15 protein-coding genes are annotated in these 17,185 nt (G+C 46.1%); 12 read left to right on the forward strand and 3 right to left on the reverse strand.

The window, feature by feature from the left end; all coding sequences use genetic code 11:
• The first annotated feature begins 34 nt into the window (after window positions 1-34).
• The 4 genes from LIN78_RS04585 (at window position 35) to LIN78_RS04600 (ending at window position 3,356) form a co-directional block, all read left to right on the forward strand.
• On the forward strand, window positions 35-388 hold the full coding sequence (locus LIN78_RS04585) for a hypothetical protein (protein ID WP_227178941.1): 354 nt from the start codon (window positions 35-37) through the stop codon (window positions 386-388).
• Between the two features lie 16 nt (window positions 389-404).
• The gene (bioA, locus tag LIN78_RS04590; protein ID WP_227179506.1) at window positions 405-1,772 is read left to right on the forward strand and encodes an adenosylmethionine--8-amino-7-oxononanoate transaminase; all 1,368 of its coding nucleotides are present in this window, start codon (window positions 405-407) and stop codon (window positions 1,770-1,772) included.
• A 130-nt stretch (window positions 1,773-1,902) separates the two neighbouring features.
• Window positions 1,903-2,643, forward strand: coding sequence for an SPOR domain-containing protein (locus LIN78_RS04595; protein ID WP_227178943.1), 741 nt, complete (start codon window positions 1,903-1,905; stop codon window positions 2,641-2,643).
• 86 nt (window positions 2,644-2,729) lie between these two features.
• A complete protein-coding gene (locus LIN78_RS04600; RefSeq protein WP_227178945.1) occupies window positions 2,730-3,356 on the forward strand; it encodes a thiol:disulfide interchange protein DsbA/DsbL in 627 nt (208 codons plus the stop codon).
• Window positions 3,357-3,432: 76 nt separating this feature from the next.
• Here LIN78_RS04600 and LIN78_RS04605 read toward each other — a convergent pair whose 3' ends face one another.
• On the reverse strand, window positions 3,433-4,233 hold the full coding sequence (locus tag LIN78_RS04605; RefSeq protein WP_227178947.1) for an inositol monophosphatase family protein: 801 nt from the start codon (window positions 4,231-4,233) through the stop codon (window positions 3,433-3,435).
• 283 nt (window positions 4,234-4,516) lie between these two features.
• On the opposite strand from LIN78_RS04605, the gene LIN78_RS04610 reads away from it, so the two are divergent.
• The 5 genes from LIN78_RS04610 (at window position 4,517) to LIN78_RS04630 (ending at window position 11,224) form a co-directional block, all read left to right on the forward strand.
• Window positions 4,517-5,242 carry a 16S rRNA (uracil(1498)-N(3))-methyltransferase gene (locus LIN78_RS04610; protein ID WP_227178949.1) on the forward strand — a complete coding sequence of 242 codons (726 nt, stop codon included), beginning with the start codon at window positions 4,517-4,519 and terminating at the stop codon, window positions 5,240-5,242.
• Between the two features lie 143 nt (window positions 5,243-5,385).
• A complete protein-coding gene (gene argA, locus LIN78_RS04615) occupies window positions 5,386-6,717 on the forward strand; it encodes an amino-acid N-acetyltransferase (RefSeq protein ID WP_227178951.1) in 1,332 nt (443 codons plus the stop codon).
• A 90-nt stretch (window positions 6,718-6,807) separates the two neighbouring features.
• The gene (locus tag LIN78_RS04620; RefSeq protein WP_227178953.1) at window positions 6,808-7,080 is read left to right on the forward strand and encodes an oxidative damage protection protein; all 273 of its coding nucleotides are present in this window, start codon (window positions 6,808-6,810) and stop codon (window positions 7,078-7,080) included.
• Window positions 7,081-7,151: 71 nt separating this feature from the next.
• Window positions 7,152-9,224 (forward strand): polyphosphate kinase 1, encoded by a 2,073-nt coding sequence (gene ppk1 / locus LIN78_RS04625; RefSeq protein ID WP_227178955.1) that lies wholly within the window; start codon window positions 7,152-7,154, stop codon window positions 9,222-9,224.
• A gap of 326 nt (window positions 9,225-9,550) precedes the next feature.
• Window positions 9,551-11,224 (forward strand): cyclic-di-GMP receptor FimW-related protein, encoded by a 1,674-nt coding sequence (locus LIN78_RS04630; protein WP_227178957.1) that lies wholly within the window; start codon window positions 9,551-9,553, stop codon window positions 11,222-11,224.
• A 100-nt stretch (window positions 11,225-11,324) separates the two neighbouring features.
• Here LIN78_RS04630 and LIN78_RS04635 read toward each other — a convergent pair whose 3' ends face one another.
• Entirely contained in the window at window positions 11,325-12,662 is a 1,338-nt protein-coding gene (locus LIN78_RS04635; RefSeq protein ID WP_227178959.1) for a YihY family inner membrane protein, read from the reverse strand.
• Window positions 12,663-12,728: 66 nt separating this feature from the next.
• On the opposite strand from LIN78_RS04635, the gene wrbA reads away from it, so the two are divergent.
• Window positions 12,729-13,331: an NAD(P)H:quinone oxidoreductase gene (wrbA, locus tag LIN78_RS04640; RefSeq protein WP_227178961.1), complete on the forward strand. Its 603-nt coding sequence runs from the start codon at window positions 12,729-12,731 to the stop codon at window positions 13,329-13,331.
• Window positions 13,328-13,684: a DUF2069 domain-containing protein gene (locus LIN78_RS04645; protein ID WP_227178963.1), complete on the forward strand. Its 357-nt coding sequence runs from the start codon at window positions 13,328-13,330 to the stop codon at window positions 13,682-13,684. Before wrbA ends, LIN78_RS04645 begins: the two co-directional genes overlap by 4 nt.
• Before the next feature lie 74 nt (window positions 13,685-13,758).
• Here LIN78_RS04645 and LIN78_RS18320 read toward each other — a convergent pair whose 3' ends face one another.
• Entirely contained in the window at window positions 13,759-16,476 is a 2,718-nt protein-coding gene (locus LIN78_RS18320; RefSeq protein WP_227178965.1) for a response regulator, read from the reverse strand.
• Between the two features lie 218 nt (window positions 16,477-16,694).
• Between LIN78_RS18320 and LIN78_RS04655 the strand changes: the two genes are divergently transcribed.
• The gene (locus LIN78_RS04655; protein WP_227178967.1) at window positions 16,695-17,162 is read left to right on the forward strand and encodes a MarR family winged helix-turn-helix transcriptional regulator; all 468 of its coding nucleotides are present in this window, start codon (window positions 16,695-16,697) and stop codon (window positions 17,160-17,162) included.
• The last annotated feature ends 23 nt before the right edge of the window (window positions 17,163-17,185 follow it).

A 17,185-nucleotide genomic window follows, 5' to 3' on the forward strand; every position in this document is an offset into this window, starting at 1 on the left:
CTTAGTCAAGTAATACTGAAGGAGGGATAACATCATGCTAGCAATTCGCTTTTCGAATGAACAAATAGAAAAAATTCGAAGTGAGGCATTATTTTACCAATGTGCTTGCCCCGCTCAAGTTTGTGTCTCGATTGCCTCCCTGCGCGGCCTTTATGAATACCAACAAAATTGTCTATCTGATACCTCAAAAACAGAAAACGAAGTACGGGTTCACAGTGAAATAGCCGCATCAGTCCGCAAGGCACACGCAGAAATGGAAGCGTGTTTAGATACGGTACTAACGTTAGAAGGCTGGGACAGAAATACTTTTGAGATGCCTGAAGGTTTGAGAATAAAATTAACCGAGGATATTCTTTCGACCATCGACAAAAAAGAAAATAAATTTTAAGGGTACGAGCGTGCAAATGAATAGCGAATGGATTAAACGAAGCCTGAATGCCGTTTGGCATCCTTGTACCCAAATGAAACGCCATGAAACCTTTCCACTTGTCCCAATTGATCGCGCTAAAGGCGTTTGGTTGTATGACTTTGAAGGCAAACGTTATCTAGATGGCGTGTCTAGCTGGTGGGTGAATCTATTTGGACACGGACATCCGCATATCAAGGCGCGTATTAATGCGCAGTTAGAGTCGCTAGACCATGTCATGCTCGCAGGCTTCACGCATGCACCGGCTGTCGAATTAGCAGAAAAGCTCTCTGCGAAAACGGGCGGTGCACTTGGCCATGCTTTTTTTGGTTCTGATGGCGCATCCGCAGTGGAAGTGGCACTAAAAATGAGCTTTCATTATTGGCGTAATGTCGGCAAACCCAACAAAACGCAGTTCATTCACTTAGCCAACAGTTATCATGGAGAAACCATTGGTGCATTGTCTGTTACCGATGTAGAAATTTTCAAAGACACCTATGCAGCACTCGTGAAAACCTCTCATGAAGTCCCTGCACCGGATAATCGCGCAAACGCACAACTTAGCAGCGAACAAATTGCGGCCGATGCAGCGGAACATTTAGAAAACTGGCTGAAAGAACATCACGAAACAACGGCGGCGCTGATTGTAGAACCGTTGGTTCAAGGGGCGGCGGGAATGTCGATGTACTCCCCTTACTATTTGAAGCGTGCACGTGCCTTGTGTAATCAATACGATGTGCATTTGATTTGCGATGAAATTGCTGTGGGCTTTGGACGCACTGGTAGTTTTTTTGCGAGTGAACAAGCTGGCATTTGGCCAGATTTAATTTGCTTATCGAAAGGGATTACCGGCGGTGTACTGCCATTGTCTGTCGTCATGTGCACCGATACCTTATATGGCGCGTTTTATGATGAAGATATCCGAAAAGGTTTTCTGCACTCGCATTCTTACACCGGCAACCCATTAGCCTGTAGTGCAGCACTAGCCACCTTAGAGCTGTTTGAACATACCGATGTACTCGCGCAAAACCGTTTAATTGCGAGCCGGATTAATGCACTAGCTGAGCCGATTCGTAAATTGCCTTATGTGCAACACTTCCGCCAAGCAGGCACCACAGGCGCCGGCATGATTTGGGCGTTTGAAGTCAACGATGCACCAACGGGATTTGCGCAGCAATTGTTTGCGGCTGCGTTAAAACATGAATTACTGCTGCGCCCAATGGGTAATACCGTCTACTGGATGCCAGCATTTAACCTAACAGACGATGAGGCCACTCATCTTGTGAATGCGACTTTCCGTGCATTACAAGATGTCATGGGGCAGGCATGTGGTGTAAGATCGCAACCTGATATTAAAATGGCATAGTCAAAGGGGCCATGCCATTATCGCAGAGATGTAAGTAGTCATTTTGTTGTAGCTGGAAAGCTGTTTTTGTAATTGATTGTGGCCAGCACTCACCACCAATTGAACAGGTGGTTGGCCAATTGGAGAACTCATGAGTCGTGACCATAAAAACACTCCGCGTGTAAAACCTGCCGCTAGCGCAAGCAATAGCAGCCAGTCTGGCGGCGGACTATTTACCGGGATCGTGATTGGTCTAATTTTAGGCGTGGTCATTTCTGTTGGGGTTGTCTTTTTTGTGAATAAAAAGATGATGAATAGCCCAACACCCGCTTTAAAACCTGCAGAACCTCAGGTGACCAGCCTCCCAAAACCATCTGCGAATGGCGTCACCACAGGGGAAGCACCTGCAAGTGAAGTATCCACCAAAAGTAAATATGACTTTTTTGACGTGTTACCAGGCACGGAGCCGCCTAGCCAGCCAGTACCTGATGCAACCGCTACAGAGACACCGCCACCAGCAGCAAACACGCCAAGCAATACAACGACTGCTAACAGCAATAAGCCATCGCAAAATAAGACGGACCTAAGACAAGATTCGGCGAGCAACACCGATGCAACGGCTACAGCGGCCGCAAAAAAGACCGAAGAGAAACCGGCTGCTTCTCGTGCAGTGCTACAAATTGGTTCATTCCAGAATGAAGCGGATGCAGACAATCTAAAAGCCAAACTAGCAATTATTGGGGTAGAAGCATCTATTCGTGAAAAAGACATTCCAGGCAAAGGGATTTGGCATCGTGTCATGGCGGGGCCATACAATGCTGATGAAGCAAATAAGGTAAAAGCATTGCTACAGCAAAATGGAATGAATCCATCGTTGATCAATATTAAATAAAAAAGAATTGATAGACGATTGGAACTTGTCAGAAAAGCAGATAGTCTTAACTTGCAATTACCTATTAGCAAACGGGGCAGAAGAACATGAAACAAAGCTGGTTAAAAAAATTAATCGTCGGCGCAGCCATGATTTTAGGCATTAGCGCTGCAAACGCAGAACCTTGGCAAGCACTTCCAAAACCAATGCCAGTGAACAACCCGAAGAAAATTGAAGTAGTAGAGTTCTTCTGGTATGGCTGCCCGCACTGTTATCACCTAGAGCCATCACTCGAAAAATGGGCAAAAACCCAACCTGCTGATGTCGATTTCCGTCGCATTCATGCTGCGTGGAACACTGGCATGCAAGTACATGCACAACTGTACTTCACCGTACAAACCTTGAAGCTAGAAGATAAGCTAAACATGCCTATCTTTAATGCAATTCATAAGGACAATGTAGAACTACGTGATACAGACGTATTAACTGACTGGATTGGCAAGCAAGCTGGCGTGAATAAAGATGTATTCATGAAAACCTACAACAGCTTCTCTGCTCAAACCTATGCAAAGCTAGCACCACAAAAAACCAAAGACTACGGAATTAATGCTGTGCCAACTTTTGTGGTAGGTGGCAAGTATATGACTTCGGTTGCGGATGCAAACGGAAACGAAGCACAGTTCTACAAGAACCTGAATCAATTGATCCAGAAAGTACGTAGCGAGAAAAAATAATCTCAGCATATGCCGGGCTCAACAAAAAAGGTCGCATTCAGCGACCTTTTTTGTTGTCCATCTAGCGCGAACTAGATTACTTGTTGTTCCAGACCCATTTTTTCCATGGTTCAAACAAGGTTGGCTGTAAGGCCGCCACCACTGAACGCGTCCAAACTTGGTCTTCCCAGAAGTTTTCCATATTCAGTGTCGACATCGCGCCGCCCGCTTCTTCTAAAATGAGGCTACCCGCGGCGTAATCCCACAGCTTCTGACCGCCATGCAAGTACAGATCAAAACGCCCTGCTGCGGTATAGCACCAATCTAGGGTAGATGCGCCCATATTACGCTGGCTACCGTAAGGCGAAATACTCATGAGACGAGCAGGCAATTTACCTGCCAACCATTTGATTTCAACCCCTGCAATCGCATCGCACATCCTTGGAATATGCGTTTTTAGGGGGAGCGGCTTATCATTTAAGGTAGCGCCCTTCCCTTTTACTGCGGCAAACAACTCATTTGTCACAGGGTTATATATCACCCCTAATACGGTTCGGCCATTTTGCATAAGCGCAATAGACGTCGCAAAATAGGGCAACCCATGGATGAAGTTTGTTGTCCCATCAATTGGATCAATACACCAAAGCCCAGAACCGCCTGCTTGCCACAAGCGCTGTTGTTCTTCCTTGGTCATTTCCTCGCCTAAAACAGGAAAAGGAATGATACGACTCAGCCCTTCAATCAGGGCATTCTGGGTGGCGACATCTGCCTCGGTCAACAAACTACCATCTATTTTTTTGGCGTAGTCTGTGTTCAGGAATCGGGGCATGATTTCACGGTGGGCGACTTCGCGCACCAATTGACATACAGCGGGTAAATAACGCTCTGGGGCAATCATGCCTAATATTTCCTCAAAATCTTGATGGATCCGGTGATATCAGGGGGGATATTTGTTTTTTTCTCAACTAGACAACTGGCGCAATCGATAGGCCTTTTTTGATGTGCTTGTTTGCACTACCTGCTTAGCTTGATCTAGTTGAATTTTGCAGTATTCGCAATAGTATCTTATTTCCATCCTTTTTTCGAAGGACAAGCTAAAATTATTGCGCTTTGCACAAATTTGGGGCGTCGGTAGCTTATACTCTTATCCATCTTGACCATCTCTTTCTAGCCGACTGATTATGCCGCGTTTTTATTGTGATTTAGCCCTTCAAATTGATGATGAATTCAAATTGCCCGATGCAGTGCACCGCCACGTACAAGTGCTTCGACTCAATGCTGGCGATTCGATTACGCTCTTTAATGGCGATGGGCAGGAATACCAAGCCGAAGTAATTTCTGTTGGTAACAAATCGAGCGTGGTTCGCATCAATCAACAAACGTTAGTTAGCCGAGAATCGCCGATTTGGCTAGGTTTAGCACAAGGTATTTCTAGTGGCGACCGTATGGATTTTACCCTGCAAAAAGCGGTGGAGCTGGGGGTAAGTGAAATTCAGCCTCTCATGACTCGTCGTAGTATTGTGAAGCTACCCGCTGATCGCTGGGCGAAAAAGCATGAGCATTGGAGGCAAGTGGTGATTGCCGCTTGTGAGCAATGTGGCCGAAACACGATTCCTACCGTTCATGATGCGCTCTCGCTCACAGATTGGTTAGCCAAAGTAGCGATGACTGAAAATACACCGGGATTTGTCTTAATGCCTGGTGGTGAGACACGTATTCAATCCTATCAAAAACACGCCGGTGCATGGCTGCTCGCTGGGCCAGAAGGCGGGCTAACGGACGATGAGCACCAACAAGCACTTGCCAAAAAGTGGCATAGCCTGACACTTGGCCCCAGAGTCTTACGCACAGAAACCGCCGCATTAGCCGCGTTGGCGACATTACAAACCTTATGGGGTGACTTTTAATTTGTTATTGAGGTCATCCTTTTTCGCATCGATGGCGTTGGAAATGCATGCCATCGTTTTGATGGGATGATATACAATATTCTGTTCATTTTTATTTGAGTCTTCACCCTACGACCCTACCGCCCGATTGGAGGCCTACGCATATGACAAAGCCGGATAGCCCTGCTCCGTTTGTTCCTTGGTTTAGAGAAGCTGCACCCTATATTCGTGCATTCCGAGGCCGAACATTCGTAGTAGCTTTTGGCGGCGACGTTGTTGCGGGTGGCCAATTTGCGACCATGACGCATGATCTAAACCTGTTAGCGAGTTTAGGCGTCCGTTTGGTGTTGGTACATGGGGTTAGACCGCAGGTAAACGAGCGACTAGCGAGCCGTGAATTACCGGTACAGTACCACCAAGGGATTCGTATTACCGATCCAGCCACCATGAACTGCGTACAAGAGTCGATTGGCGTAGTGCGGGCTGAAATTGAAGCGACACTATCGATGGCGGTAGCTGCAACGCCAATGGCGAACGCCTCTATTCAGGTAGCAGGGGGTAATTTCTTGATCGCCCAACCATTGGGTGTGCGCGATGGCATTGATATGATGCATAGCGGTGAAGTACGTAAAGTACAAACCGAGACCATCAATCGCCGCTTATCAGAAGGCGAAATCGTATTAATCTCCCCGATTGGTTACTCACCAACGGGTGAAATCTTTAACCTGACAGTAGAAGATGCAGCCCATTCTGTCGCGATTGCCTTAAAAGCAGACAAGCTGATTTTCTTTATGGATGAACCCGGATTGAAGGATGAAAACGGGGAAATTCGCTTAGAAGTCACTTCGCAAGAAGCAAAAAAATACATGCGTACCCGTACCGCGGCATTCGATGATATTGGCTGCTATTTGCCAGCGGCGATCAAGGCGTGTGAAAAAGGCATTGATCGCGTCCATTTGCTTGGCCGTTTTGTCGATGGCGCCTTGCTAATGGAACTCTTCACCCGTGAAGGGGTGGGCACACTGATTACACGCCAGCGCTTAGAAAAACTGCGTGATGCATCCATTGATGATGTTGGCGGTATTATGCAGCTAATTCAACCGTTGGAAGAAGAAGGCGTACTGGTAAAGCGTAGCCGAGAACTACTAGAACAAGAGATTGAACGCTTTGGTGTATTAGAGCATGATGGCCATATTGTTGGCTGCGTTGCCCTATATACTTTCCCGGAGGAAAACGTGGGGGAACTCGCTTGTTTAGTTGTAGACCAAACCTACCGTGCTAGCGGTTATGGGGATTTATTACTCAATATGGTAGAAAAACGGGCGAAAGAACTTGGGCTAGAAAAGCTGTTTGTACTGACCACGCGCACGGCACACTGGTTTTGCGAGCGGGGATTTTCACCATCGCCTATTTCTGATTTACCGGCGAAAAAGCAGCAACTGTATAATTACCAGCGTCGGTCAAAAGTATTCTTTAAGACGTTAACACGCGCTTGAAAAAGCGAAAAATGACGCAAATATTAGCTTTATGACATTTGTCAAAAAACCGTAACAAACTTCAGGTACATTGAAACAAAGGATATCAACATGGCAAGAACCGTTTTCTGCGTCAAATTAGGAAAAGAAGCTGATGGGCTAGATTTCCCACCAATTCCTGGCGCACTAGGTAAACGTGTATTTGAAAACGTTTCTAAAGAAGCATGGCAGGCATGGGTTCGCCACCAGACCATGTTGATTAACGAAAACCGCCTGAACTTGGCGGATAGCCGTGCGCGTCAATACCTAACCGCACAACTAGAAGCATACTTTTTTGGTAGTGGCGCAGAAGCCCCTGCCGGATATGTCCCACCAAGCGCATAACCACCTGCTTACCGTCTAGGCTAGTTTGACTGCTAGCCTAGTCATAGAGGTGACTGGAAAATTTAGCAAACATGACCTCTCATTCCCGCTCAGAACACCTGCTTAATCGTGAACTTGGTCTTATTGAGTTCAACCGCCGCGTATTAGCCCAAGCCGAAGACGTAGATAACCCTCTACTAGAGCGCCTGAAGTTTCTGTGTATTGTTAGCAGTAACTTAGACGAACTATTCGAAGTACGGGTTGCAGGGCTAAAGCAACGTGCACGTTTAGCAAATGATGTGGCGGGGCAAGATGGTTATCGTGCCACCGAATTATTAGATGTACTGAGCGAGCGCCTTCACAACCTAATTGCGCATCAGTACAAAGTATTGCGTGAAGAAGTGCTCCCAGCCCTGTCTGCAGAAGGCGTACAGTTTTTGCGCCGCCCAACGTGGAATGAAGCACAACAAGCTTGGGTAAAAGATTATTTCTTCCGTGAAGTAATGCCTGTACTCACCCCAATTGGGTTGGACCCTTCTCATCCGTTTCCTCGCGTTTTAAACAAGAGTTTGAACTTTGCGGTGGAATTAGAAGGCCGCGACGCATTTGGCCGTAACTCTGGCATTGCCATTGTGCAAGCACCACGCGCACTACCACGTATTATTCCTGTGCCATCAGAAATTTCTGGTGTGCCAAATGGTTTTGTCTTCTTGTCTTCTATTTTGCATGCGCATGTAAACGAACTCTTCTCTGGCATGAGCGTGCTAGGTTGCTTCCAGTTCCGTGCGACACGCGATGCCGACTTGGCTGTTGACGAAGAAGACCTAACCGACTTACGTGAAGCATTGCAAGATGAATTGTCTCATCGCCAATTCGGTGAAGCGGTTCGTCTAGAAATTGCTGATAACTGCCCAGAACATATTGAACAGTTCTTACTAGAACAGTTTAAGCTTTCTCAGAAAGACATTTACCGAGTAGATGGGCCGGTGAACTTGGTGCGTATGATGCAAGTGCCAGACTTGGTCGACCGCCCAGACTTAAAATTTGCGCCATTCCGTGCGGGTTACCCGACCATTTTGCAAAAGCGTCCTGATAGCTTTGAAGCCATTGCGAAGGGGGATATTTTACTGCATCACCCGTTCCAATCTTTCTCTCCCGTGATTAGCTTTTTGCAGCAGGCAGCATCAGATCCGCAAGTCGTCGCGATCAAGATGACGGTGTATCGTACCGGAACAGATTCCGTACTGATGGAAGCACTGATAGAAGCCGCAAAACGCGGTAAAGAAGTGACCGTTGTCGTCGAACTGATGGCGCGTTTTGATGAAGAAGCGAACATTAATTGGGCGGATCGCCTAGAAGATGCTGGTGCGCATGTGGTATACGGCGTAGTGGGCTATAAAACCCACGCCAAGATGTTGATGGTGGTTCGTCGCGAAAGCAAAGGTTTACGCCGTTATGTGCATTTAGGCACCGGTAACTACCATCCACGTACCACTAAATTTTATACCGACTTTGGCTTATTAACGGCGAACGAAGAAATTGGTGCCGATGTGGCTGATGTATTTACTCAGCTAACCGGCTTAGGCAAAGCGGGTAAATTACGCGCGCTTTGGCAGTCGCCATTTAGTTTGCAACCGCAATTGATCAAGTCGATTGAGAACGAAATTCGCATTGCTAAAGCAGGACGTAAAGGCCGCATCATTGCAAAAATGAATGCGCTGTTAGAACCACAAGTGATTGAAGCGCTTTACCAAGCCTCTCAGGCGGGTGTGGAAGTGGATCTCATTATTCGTGGCGTGTGTGCGTTACGCCCAGGCGTAGAAGGCCTATCTGACAATATCCGTGTCAGATCAATTGTTGGTCGTTTTCTAGAACATACCCGCATTTTCTACTTCCATAATGACAAGCAAGAAACGCTGATGCTGTCGTCTGCGGACTGGATGCACCGTAACTTGTTCCGCCGAATTGAAGTTGCCTTCCCTATTTTGGATGCAAAATTAAAACGTCGCGTGATCCGTGAAGGGCTGATGGTTTATCTAAATGACAACCGCCAAACCTGGGAAATGCAGAAAGATGGTTTTTACCGTCAACGACCTGCTCGCAAAGGGCACGAACGCTTGGCACAACGTATATTGCTGTCTGAATTGGCCGAGTCAACTAACTAATCCCTTTCCGCTGTAACCTTTTGTAAATCTAAATGCACCGTTTGTCTGAATTTCAAATCGAAATGAACGGAACGGTGCACACTTCTTACTCCATAAACACTAGTCAGATCGCCAATGTTTAATGGACGTTTCTAGACAAATTGCCACTAAATTTTGAAAAGTGCGACTCACACGAATTTGTCATATTCCATACTCGTGTTGTGTGTTAGATTAAAGCTAGTTGCAATGCATAAAAGATGATGGAATTAGCTTGAAATTCCACGCAGGTAGGTCTATGAATAATGCATGCAGCTCATTGATGCATTCTAGGGAAATTGCAGCGGAACATGACCACATTAGAAAAACTATATTTACCGGCAACCGATCCAGTTACCCACGTAACGGACCACTTTACGAGCAAAGAAAAATTACAAGACTGGTTTTTAGCCCAGCCACATGCTCAGCCACTCGACTTTGCGCGCAATATGTATGATGCGCTGTATACGCTCAACCGGATGGAGGTAGAGCGTGAGTTGCGTCATCAGCTGAATTTAGGTTTTCTACACAACTTTGAGATTCACCTACCTGCATTGCAGATTCTGTATGAGTCCAACACTATTTCTACACAGCCAAAAGCAAAAAGTGCGTGGAATTTTGCCAAGGATTTATACATTGAGTTAGGAATTGCCTTTAAGCGATCGTTGACAGAAGAAGTCAATCGTCGTTTTGGCATGAGCGATAAGCAAGTGGCCAGGTTAATTGCCCTTTGTTTAGACCTAAACCAACGCTTACTGTTAACCAGCTTTCAGAACTATCACCCTGTACCTGAACATACTTGGCAAGATTGCCATACGCTATTTTATTATGCCCTTCAGCACAAATTATTAGACGAAGCGCCGAAAGAAGACGAACTTCAAATTGTTCCATTGTATAAAGAAAGTCTTTTATTAGGCTTGTGCGACCCGTACTCGCTGCTTAATGGCGAAATATTACAGGTGAAGAATTGGCTACAAAAGTTAGGGGGATACGCGGCACTTCAGTCTGTTTCCAATTTAAGCGACCCTTCTGGCTATTTCCTGATTAAATTAGATGAAGATAACCCACCACAATTTATGGGGCACCGCCCGGTTGATCTCAATGGTTATCATCAGTTGTTGTTAAACTGCTTTGATGTAGTTCGTCGGATTTATCGTGAACTACCGCCACTAGAAAAAGTAGCCGCTTCTGCATCTACTTATTACCGAGCCACGCAACATATTGATTTATTGAGAAGGTTAATTCGCAGTTGGGGCATTGCGCCGCAACGTGTATTTAACCGTATGCGTAATAATGCAAAAGTAGAGTTGGTGTCGGAACTATCCACGGTTCATCGTATTCTCGCCAAATCCAAAAACCTTCGTTTAACGAAGGAAGAGAATCCAGAGGAAAACCAAGAAGCAACTCTAGATAATTTAGAAAGCCCATCTCATTTAGAAATGAACTTACCATTTGTGCACCAGCAAGAAGAGCACATTAGCCAGTGGAAAGTGATCAACGTCAGCGCAGGGGGCTATGCGCTGGGTTTAGAGTCGGACGAAATTAACCATATTGCGGTTGGCCGCATTGTAATTCTGAAGTCTGACAGTGGAGATCGTTGGAATGTGGCTGCGGTGCGTTGGGTAAAACAAAATGCGCATATTGAAATTGGCTTGCAGCTATTAGCGCCAGATGCCGAACCGATTTTGATTCGCCCGGTGATTCACTCGGCTGGGGCAATTTTTGAAACCGGATTATTGCTCCCTGCCGTACAAGAGCTTCGTCAGCCAGCCAGTATTGTGGCACCAGCCGGGTTCTTTGCACCACTCAGAGAGTTTGAGATTTTAAGAGGCCCACATACCCTAACTGCCCGTTCTATCCGAAGGATGACACAAGGGCTAGGTGTGGACCAGTTTGAATTTATTACGCCAGCGGAAGTAGAAGCCTTATTAGAAATGCCACTATTTGATAACAAAGAAGGCAGTAGTGACAATAAGGTGGCGTAATGTGACTATCGAGAGCAACTGCTCCAAATTAGCACGCCATTAAATCACAATGGTGGGTACACAAAAACAGCAGTCAATGTAAATTGACTGCCGTTTTTACTTATCCTTGCTGTTCTTTGGTTTCTGCTTCAGCGGCGGCTTCTTCTTCGGCCGCTTTAGCTTCTTCTACTGCAGCCACTGCCGCTGCCGCTTGTGCCGCACGTTTAAGGAAGTGAGGATCTTGCAGAATGCCACTGACAGGCATACCTAGTTCTGCTTCTAGCCTAGCAACAGGAAGACGCAATGCCTCTGCCAAGGCATCATGCCGTTGTAAAACTGGATCGAGCATTCGCGTATCCCAGATTAGCGCACGGTATAAATCCAGTAAGGTGAGTTGGTCAAGATCTTGACCGAGCATCCACTCACGGCTATTTGATACGCGTCGAACCCAGCCTTGCGCCTCCATTTTTGCCAAGAGATCCATTAGATCTCCCAGTCCTAAGTACAGATTCCGATGTAGCGTTTCGGTGGTTAATGCCTTAGCGTGTTGGTGCGCTTCATGAAGTTTATCTAGCACGCGTAGGGACTCATATAAATCTCGCCCGGGACTCTGCCGTAGACGCCAAGATTGGCCACGCCAGTAAGATAAGCTAGCCGTGATTGTTGCACCAACGAGTAAGAGGCTCCACAGGAGATATAGCCATGCAAGGAAAATAGGTAAGCTAGCAAACGCACCATACACCAGTTTGTAGCTAGCCATTTTTTTCACATAAAAGTGGAAACCCAACCGCATTAATTCAAAGGCAACGCCCGTAAATGCACCACCAATGAGGCTGTGTTTAAACGGTAATTGGCGATTCGGCGCAAAATGAAATAGTAGCGAAAACGAGGCTATCGCGAGGATTGTCCTTAATACCCAAGTAATAAGGCTTTCTAGCCAATTGAGTGAGCGCTTAAAGTCGGGCATTAGGGCAAAGAGATCATTCACCCCGGTCATCACCAAACCAATCACCACAGGCAAGATGGTGAGAATCGTCCAATACAGCATTAATTTTTGCCAAATAGGACGCTGGTGACGAATTTGCCAAATGGCAGAGAACGCCTTATCTACTGTCGAAATCATCATAATGGCCGTCACTGCCAACACAATAATCCCAACCGCCGTCAGCCTTTCTGCATTATCGGTAAACTGTCGCATGTAGACGGTAATTACACGGCTGGCGGTATCTGGTACCAAGTTTGAAATCAGAAACGATTTAAATTGGTTGGCCACGCTATTAAACACATCGAACGGTGCCAACACGGCTAATGCAATGGTAATGAATGGCACTAAGGCGAGTAGCGTGGTAAAACTTAAGCTACCTGCGACCTGCAAACAGCGGTTTTCCCCCATGCGGCGACCGATAAATCGCGTAAAGGCGAGCAGATTAACAAGTCTATCTTTTAGGTTTTCGGACATGATGGCTCGTTCTGATTCAAAGGTTCGCTATAATACGCTTCATTTTATCGGATAAGGCAAGCAACCATGCAGGAAATACTGATTCTGTATTACAGTGTACATGGCTCGGTGAAAGCGTTGGCACAGCAAGTCGCCCGAGGGGTCGATAGTGTATCCGGCATGAGCGCGCGTATCCGTACCGTACCACGCGTCTCTACGGTTTGTGAAGCCACAGAACCCGCCGTACCCGATCAAGGCGCCCCTTATGTCACCACGCAAGATTTAACGGAATGCGCGGGAATGATTTTAGGCAGCCCCACCCGTTTTGGTAATATGGCGGCACCCATGAAGTATTTTCTAGATAGCACCAGTGGTGCATGGATGAATGGGGCGCTCATTGGTAAACCTGGTGCCGTATTCACCAGTAGTAGCAGCCAACATGGTGGTCAAGAAAGCACCTTACTGAGTATGATGTTGCCACTTTTACATCATGGGATGTTAATCGTTGGCTTGCCGTTCTCCGAACCGGCGTTATCCTCTACCGCAACTGGCGGTACGCCGTATGGTGCTAGCCATGTGAGCGGTAGCCAACAACAAACCGCATTATCCGAGCACGAACAACAACTGGCATTTGCATTAGGCAAACGCGTAGCAGAAACCGCAAAACAACTATCTGGTCAGTCTTTATGAGAATCGCTTATTACCTTACTAATGCCGGCCTATTTGGCCTGATTCTTCTGTGTTTACTCTGGGAGCTATGGTTAGCACCGATTAAGCCGGGTGGATCATTACTTGTTTTAAAAGCATTGCCGTTGTTATTTCCATTACGTGGATTATTAAAAGGTAGCCTTTATACGCACAAATGGATGACGATGTTTATCTTGATGTATTTCACTGAAGGCGTGATGCGTGCATGGTCTGACAAGGGCTTATCGCAAATTTTGGCAGGCATTGAGGTTTTCCTTTGCGTCTTGGTCTATATCGCATCGATTATGTTTATCCGCAAAGTAAGAGAAGCAAGAAAGCAGCAATTAGCCGCTTAAACTAGGTGAACACGATGCAAAAAAGGGGCGAATTGCCCCTTTTTACTTTGATCATCGTTTGCTTCAAGCAATCCTTATGATTGTCGATGCCACTTATCTAACATATCGACTAAGGTTTGTTGGCTGATTGGTTTAGTGAGGAAATCGTTCATCCCCGCTTCTAAGCAGGCGGTACGATCTTCATCAAATGCGTTTGCTGTGAGCGCAATAATTGGCAGATTAACTCCCATCGCACGAATATGCCGGGTAGCTTCTAGGCCATCCATCACCGGCATTTGGCAATCCATCAGGATTAAGTCAAACGAAGAACTCAGCGCGTAATCGAGCGCTTCTTGCCCATTTTCTGCAATCACTACCGTATAGCCCGCCTTTTCCACCATAATCCGCGTGAGCTTTTGGTTGATTGGGTTATCTTCTGCCACCAAGATTCGGTGCGTACTCTCTGGCCGCACGGGCACATCATATTCGGTCACCATTTGCGCTTCAGGCGTCTCGGCCATCTCTAGTACCGCTTGCAACATACTCAGTAATTGCTGATGACGGAATGGCTTACTGAGGAATCCGGCAAAGCCAGACAACTCGGCTTGTTTTTTCTGACCACTCACCCCTGATGAGGTGAGTAAGATAACTGGCATAGTGTAGGGTAATTGGTGGCGTAATGCTTCTTGTAGCATCACTCCATCCATATTTGGCATTTCCATATCCAAGATGGCCAAATCTACCGGTGCTAAGTGGTGAAGATCTTGCAAAGCAGCTTCACCAGAGTGGAAGCAAATCACCTCCATCCCCCAACGCGGCAAGATTTCTTGCATCAGCTTGAGGTTTAAGGTGTTGTCATCCACCACCACGACTCGCTTGCCGATGAGAGAGACTTCTTTCATTGGTGCGGCATGATCTTCTTGCGCTTCAAACGCAAGCTCAAAGGAAAATGCAGAACCGCTTCCCTGCTGGCTGGTCGCACTAATTTTGCCGCCCATTGCACTGATTAAGCGCTGGCTGATAGATAACCCTAACCCTGTGCCACCAAAGCGGCGCGTCGTAGAGGCATCCGCTTGGGTGAAGGGTTGGAAAAGTTTCGCCACTACTTCTGGCGACATGCCAATGCCAGTGTCTTTCACCTCAAATCGACAAACATAAAGATGATTCGCTTTTTCGACGACGTCTACTTTGCAAGCAACATGGCCAGACTCGGTGAACTTAATGGCATTACTTAGTAGGTTGATGACGACTTGACGCAATCGCCCAGGGTCCCCGAGTACTTTGTCAGGAAGATCCGTTGGGAACATGCCGATTAATTCAACCTGCTTTTGCGCGGCACGTTCTGACATAATTTCAATCGAATCTTCTAGCACTTGCCGAAGATTAAAACTGATTCTTTCTAATTCAAGATGCCCTGCCTCAATTTTGGAATAATCGAGAATATCGTTAATTAGCCCCAGCAACGCATCGCCAGATGTTAATACAGCATCCAGATACCCTCTTTGCTGCTCATTTAACGGCGTAGTTTTCAGGAGGTTAGAGAAGCCAATCACCGCATTCATCGGCGTGCGAATTTCATGGCTCATATTGGCTAAAAATGCACTCTTTGTTCGGTTGGCATTTTCTGCTGCGTTTCTATCTTGCTCTAAGCGGCGATTAATCTCATTGCCATGGGTTTTCGCCCGGTATCCTAGCCATGCAATGACCGCACTCATTTCAACTAATAAGAAAATGACTAACCAATCTCTCACCACATCTTCAGCTGCATCATCAGCTACTTTAGCTAGCGTAGTTTCAGGCACGAGAAGAGACAACGTCCAATCGCTATCTCCCTCGATTTTGAGCGGGAGGGTTTGCCATTCACCCACCGATTTTTCGGGCTGCTTAATATAGTTGCTGATTAATTGATTACGACGATCAAAAATATGTAGTTGATAGCGTTTATTTTCTAGTAAGAAGTTACTTACCGCTGGCGTATTCACATGCTGTTCTTTTGCCCACGTCTTATCTCTTGGCGTCACCAATAGTCTTGGCGTGCCCACTAACATGGCTTCTAGCATGTTAGTGCGAAATATCGCGCTAATCACCCCGGTTAAGCGGTTGGTTTTTTGAGAGTAAAAAGGTACCGAGTACAGAATTCCTTCTGTGTCTTTTACACTGCACTCCGTCTTAGAGTAATACTGAGTGTTGTCACACGTTCTGACGGATGGAGAAAAAATCGCAGGGATCTGATTCACATTCGAAAATAGAAAAACGGGGGCAATTTTTTCTAATTGCTGAATTTGAATAGGAAAATAACCGTATTCAGCTAGTTCATAAGGCTTAGGTGCATTTTTATCCTCTGTTTCTGAAGCGGGTGTCGCCAAAGAGTGATAGCCCAAGTCCGGATGATCGAACATAAAAACAGGCTCTTGCCCGCTTTTCACATCAATCCCTTTTAATACGCCATAGATTTCATGTACCTGCGCTGCATCTCTTAAATTATTAAAGAGTTGCTGGATAGTTTGCTTGTCTGTATTAGACAGCTGAGATTTCCCTGTTTCTGGACGATTGCTAACCGGGTTGCTCCCTTCTAATGCGCGCACACTTGGTAGAAGAGAAATGGTCCGGATATTGGTGTAAATCGCGTGCAGGCTGGATTCTATTTCCGCCGCTTTGGGATAAAGGCGCTGTTGCTTTTGATCATGGATCAGTTTTTCACGAGCAAGGAGGGATTCTTTTTCTTGAAAATGTTCTGCAGCAAGCCACACCGCTCCATTGAGCAGTATTAGCCCTACGCCAATCATCAACCAAAATTTTGATCGTTGCTGCACGGCGTTCCTTGTAAAAGTGTTCGCTGATGAATTGATTGTAGTACAGGCAACTCTTCTAGACTAGCCAGTGATCTACTTGTTGCGAAATTTCACATTCTAAAAAAGATGTAAATTTAGTGATTGCAAAATATAATTGAAATCTGTACTATTAAATTATGAACAGTAAATTACAGTCTTTAATATGTCGCTCTGACACCGTCTATCAAATTGAAGAAGGTGTGAGTAAAGTCATTCAACGTCTAGGTTTACCTTTGGAAAACGTGACAAACGTCACCGCCCAACGGTTAACCGAACTGATGGCACGCGTGTATCAAGAACAGATGGCTCCGGCGCTAAAAGAAGTGGATCTGAACCCAACTAGCTGGAAAACATTAATGATGTTTTTCAAAGCAGAAGGTGAACCACTCAACCCATCTGATCTAGCTACGATTACTGGTGAATCCAGAACCAATATGACGCGTATTTGCGATGAATTGGTTGCTCGCGGATTTATCACCCGTTTTCCTAGCCAAGATGATCGCCGCCGTATTGATTTAAAAATGTCTGAAGCCGGCGCAGAGATGATTCGTAAAACGGCACCAGACCTTAGAAAACATTTAGAGCCAGTTCACTCGGCTTTAACTGAAGAAGAAAAGAAGCTCCTCATTGCATTGCTAAAAAAACAACTTGCCTCGATGCTCGATTAATCCGCAATGAGGCAGTTTAACTG

This window comes from Leeia speluncae, assembly GCF_020564625.1.
GTDB classification, from domain to species: Bacteria; Pseudomonadota; Gammaproteobacteria; order Burkholderiales; family Leeiaceae; genus Leeia; species Leeia speluncae.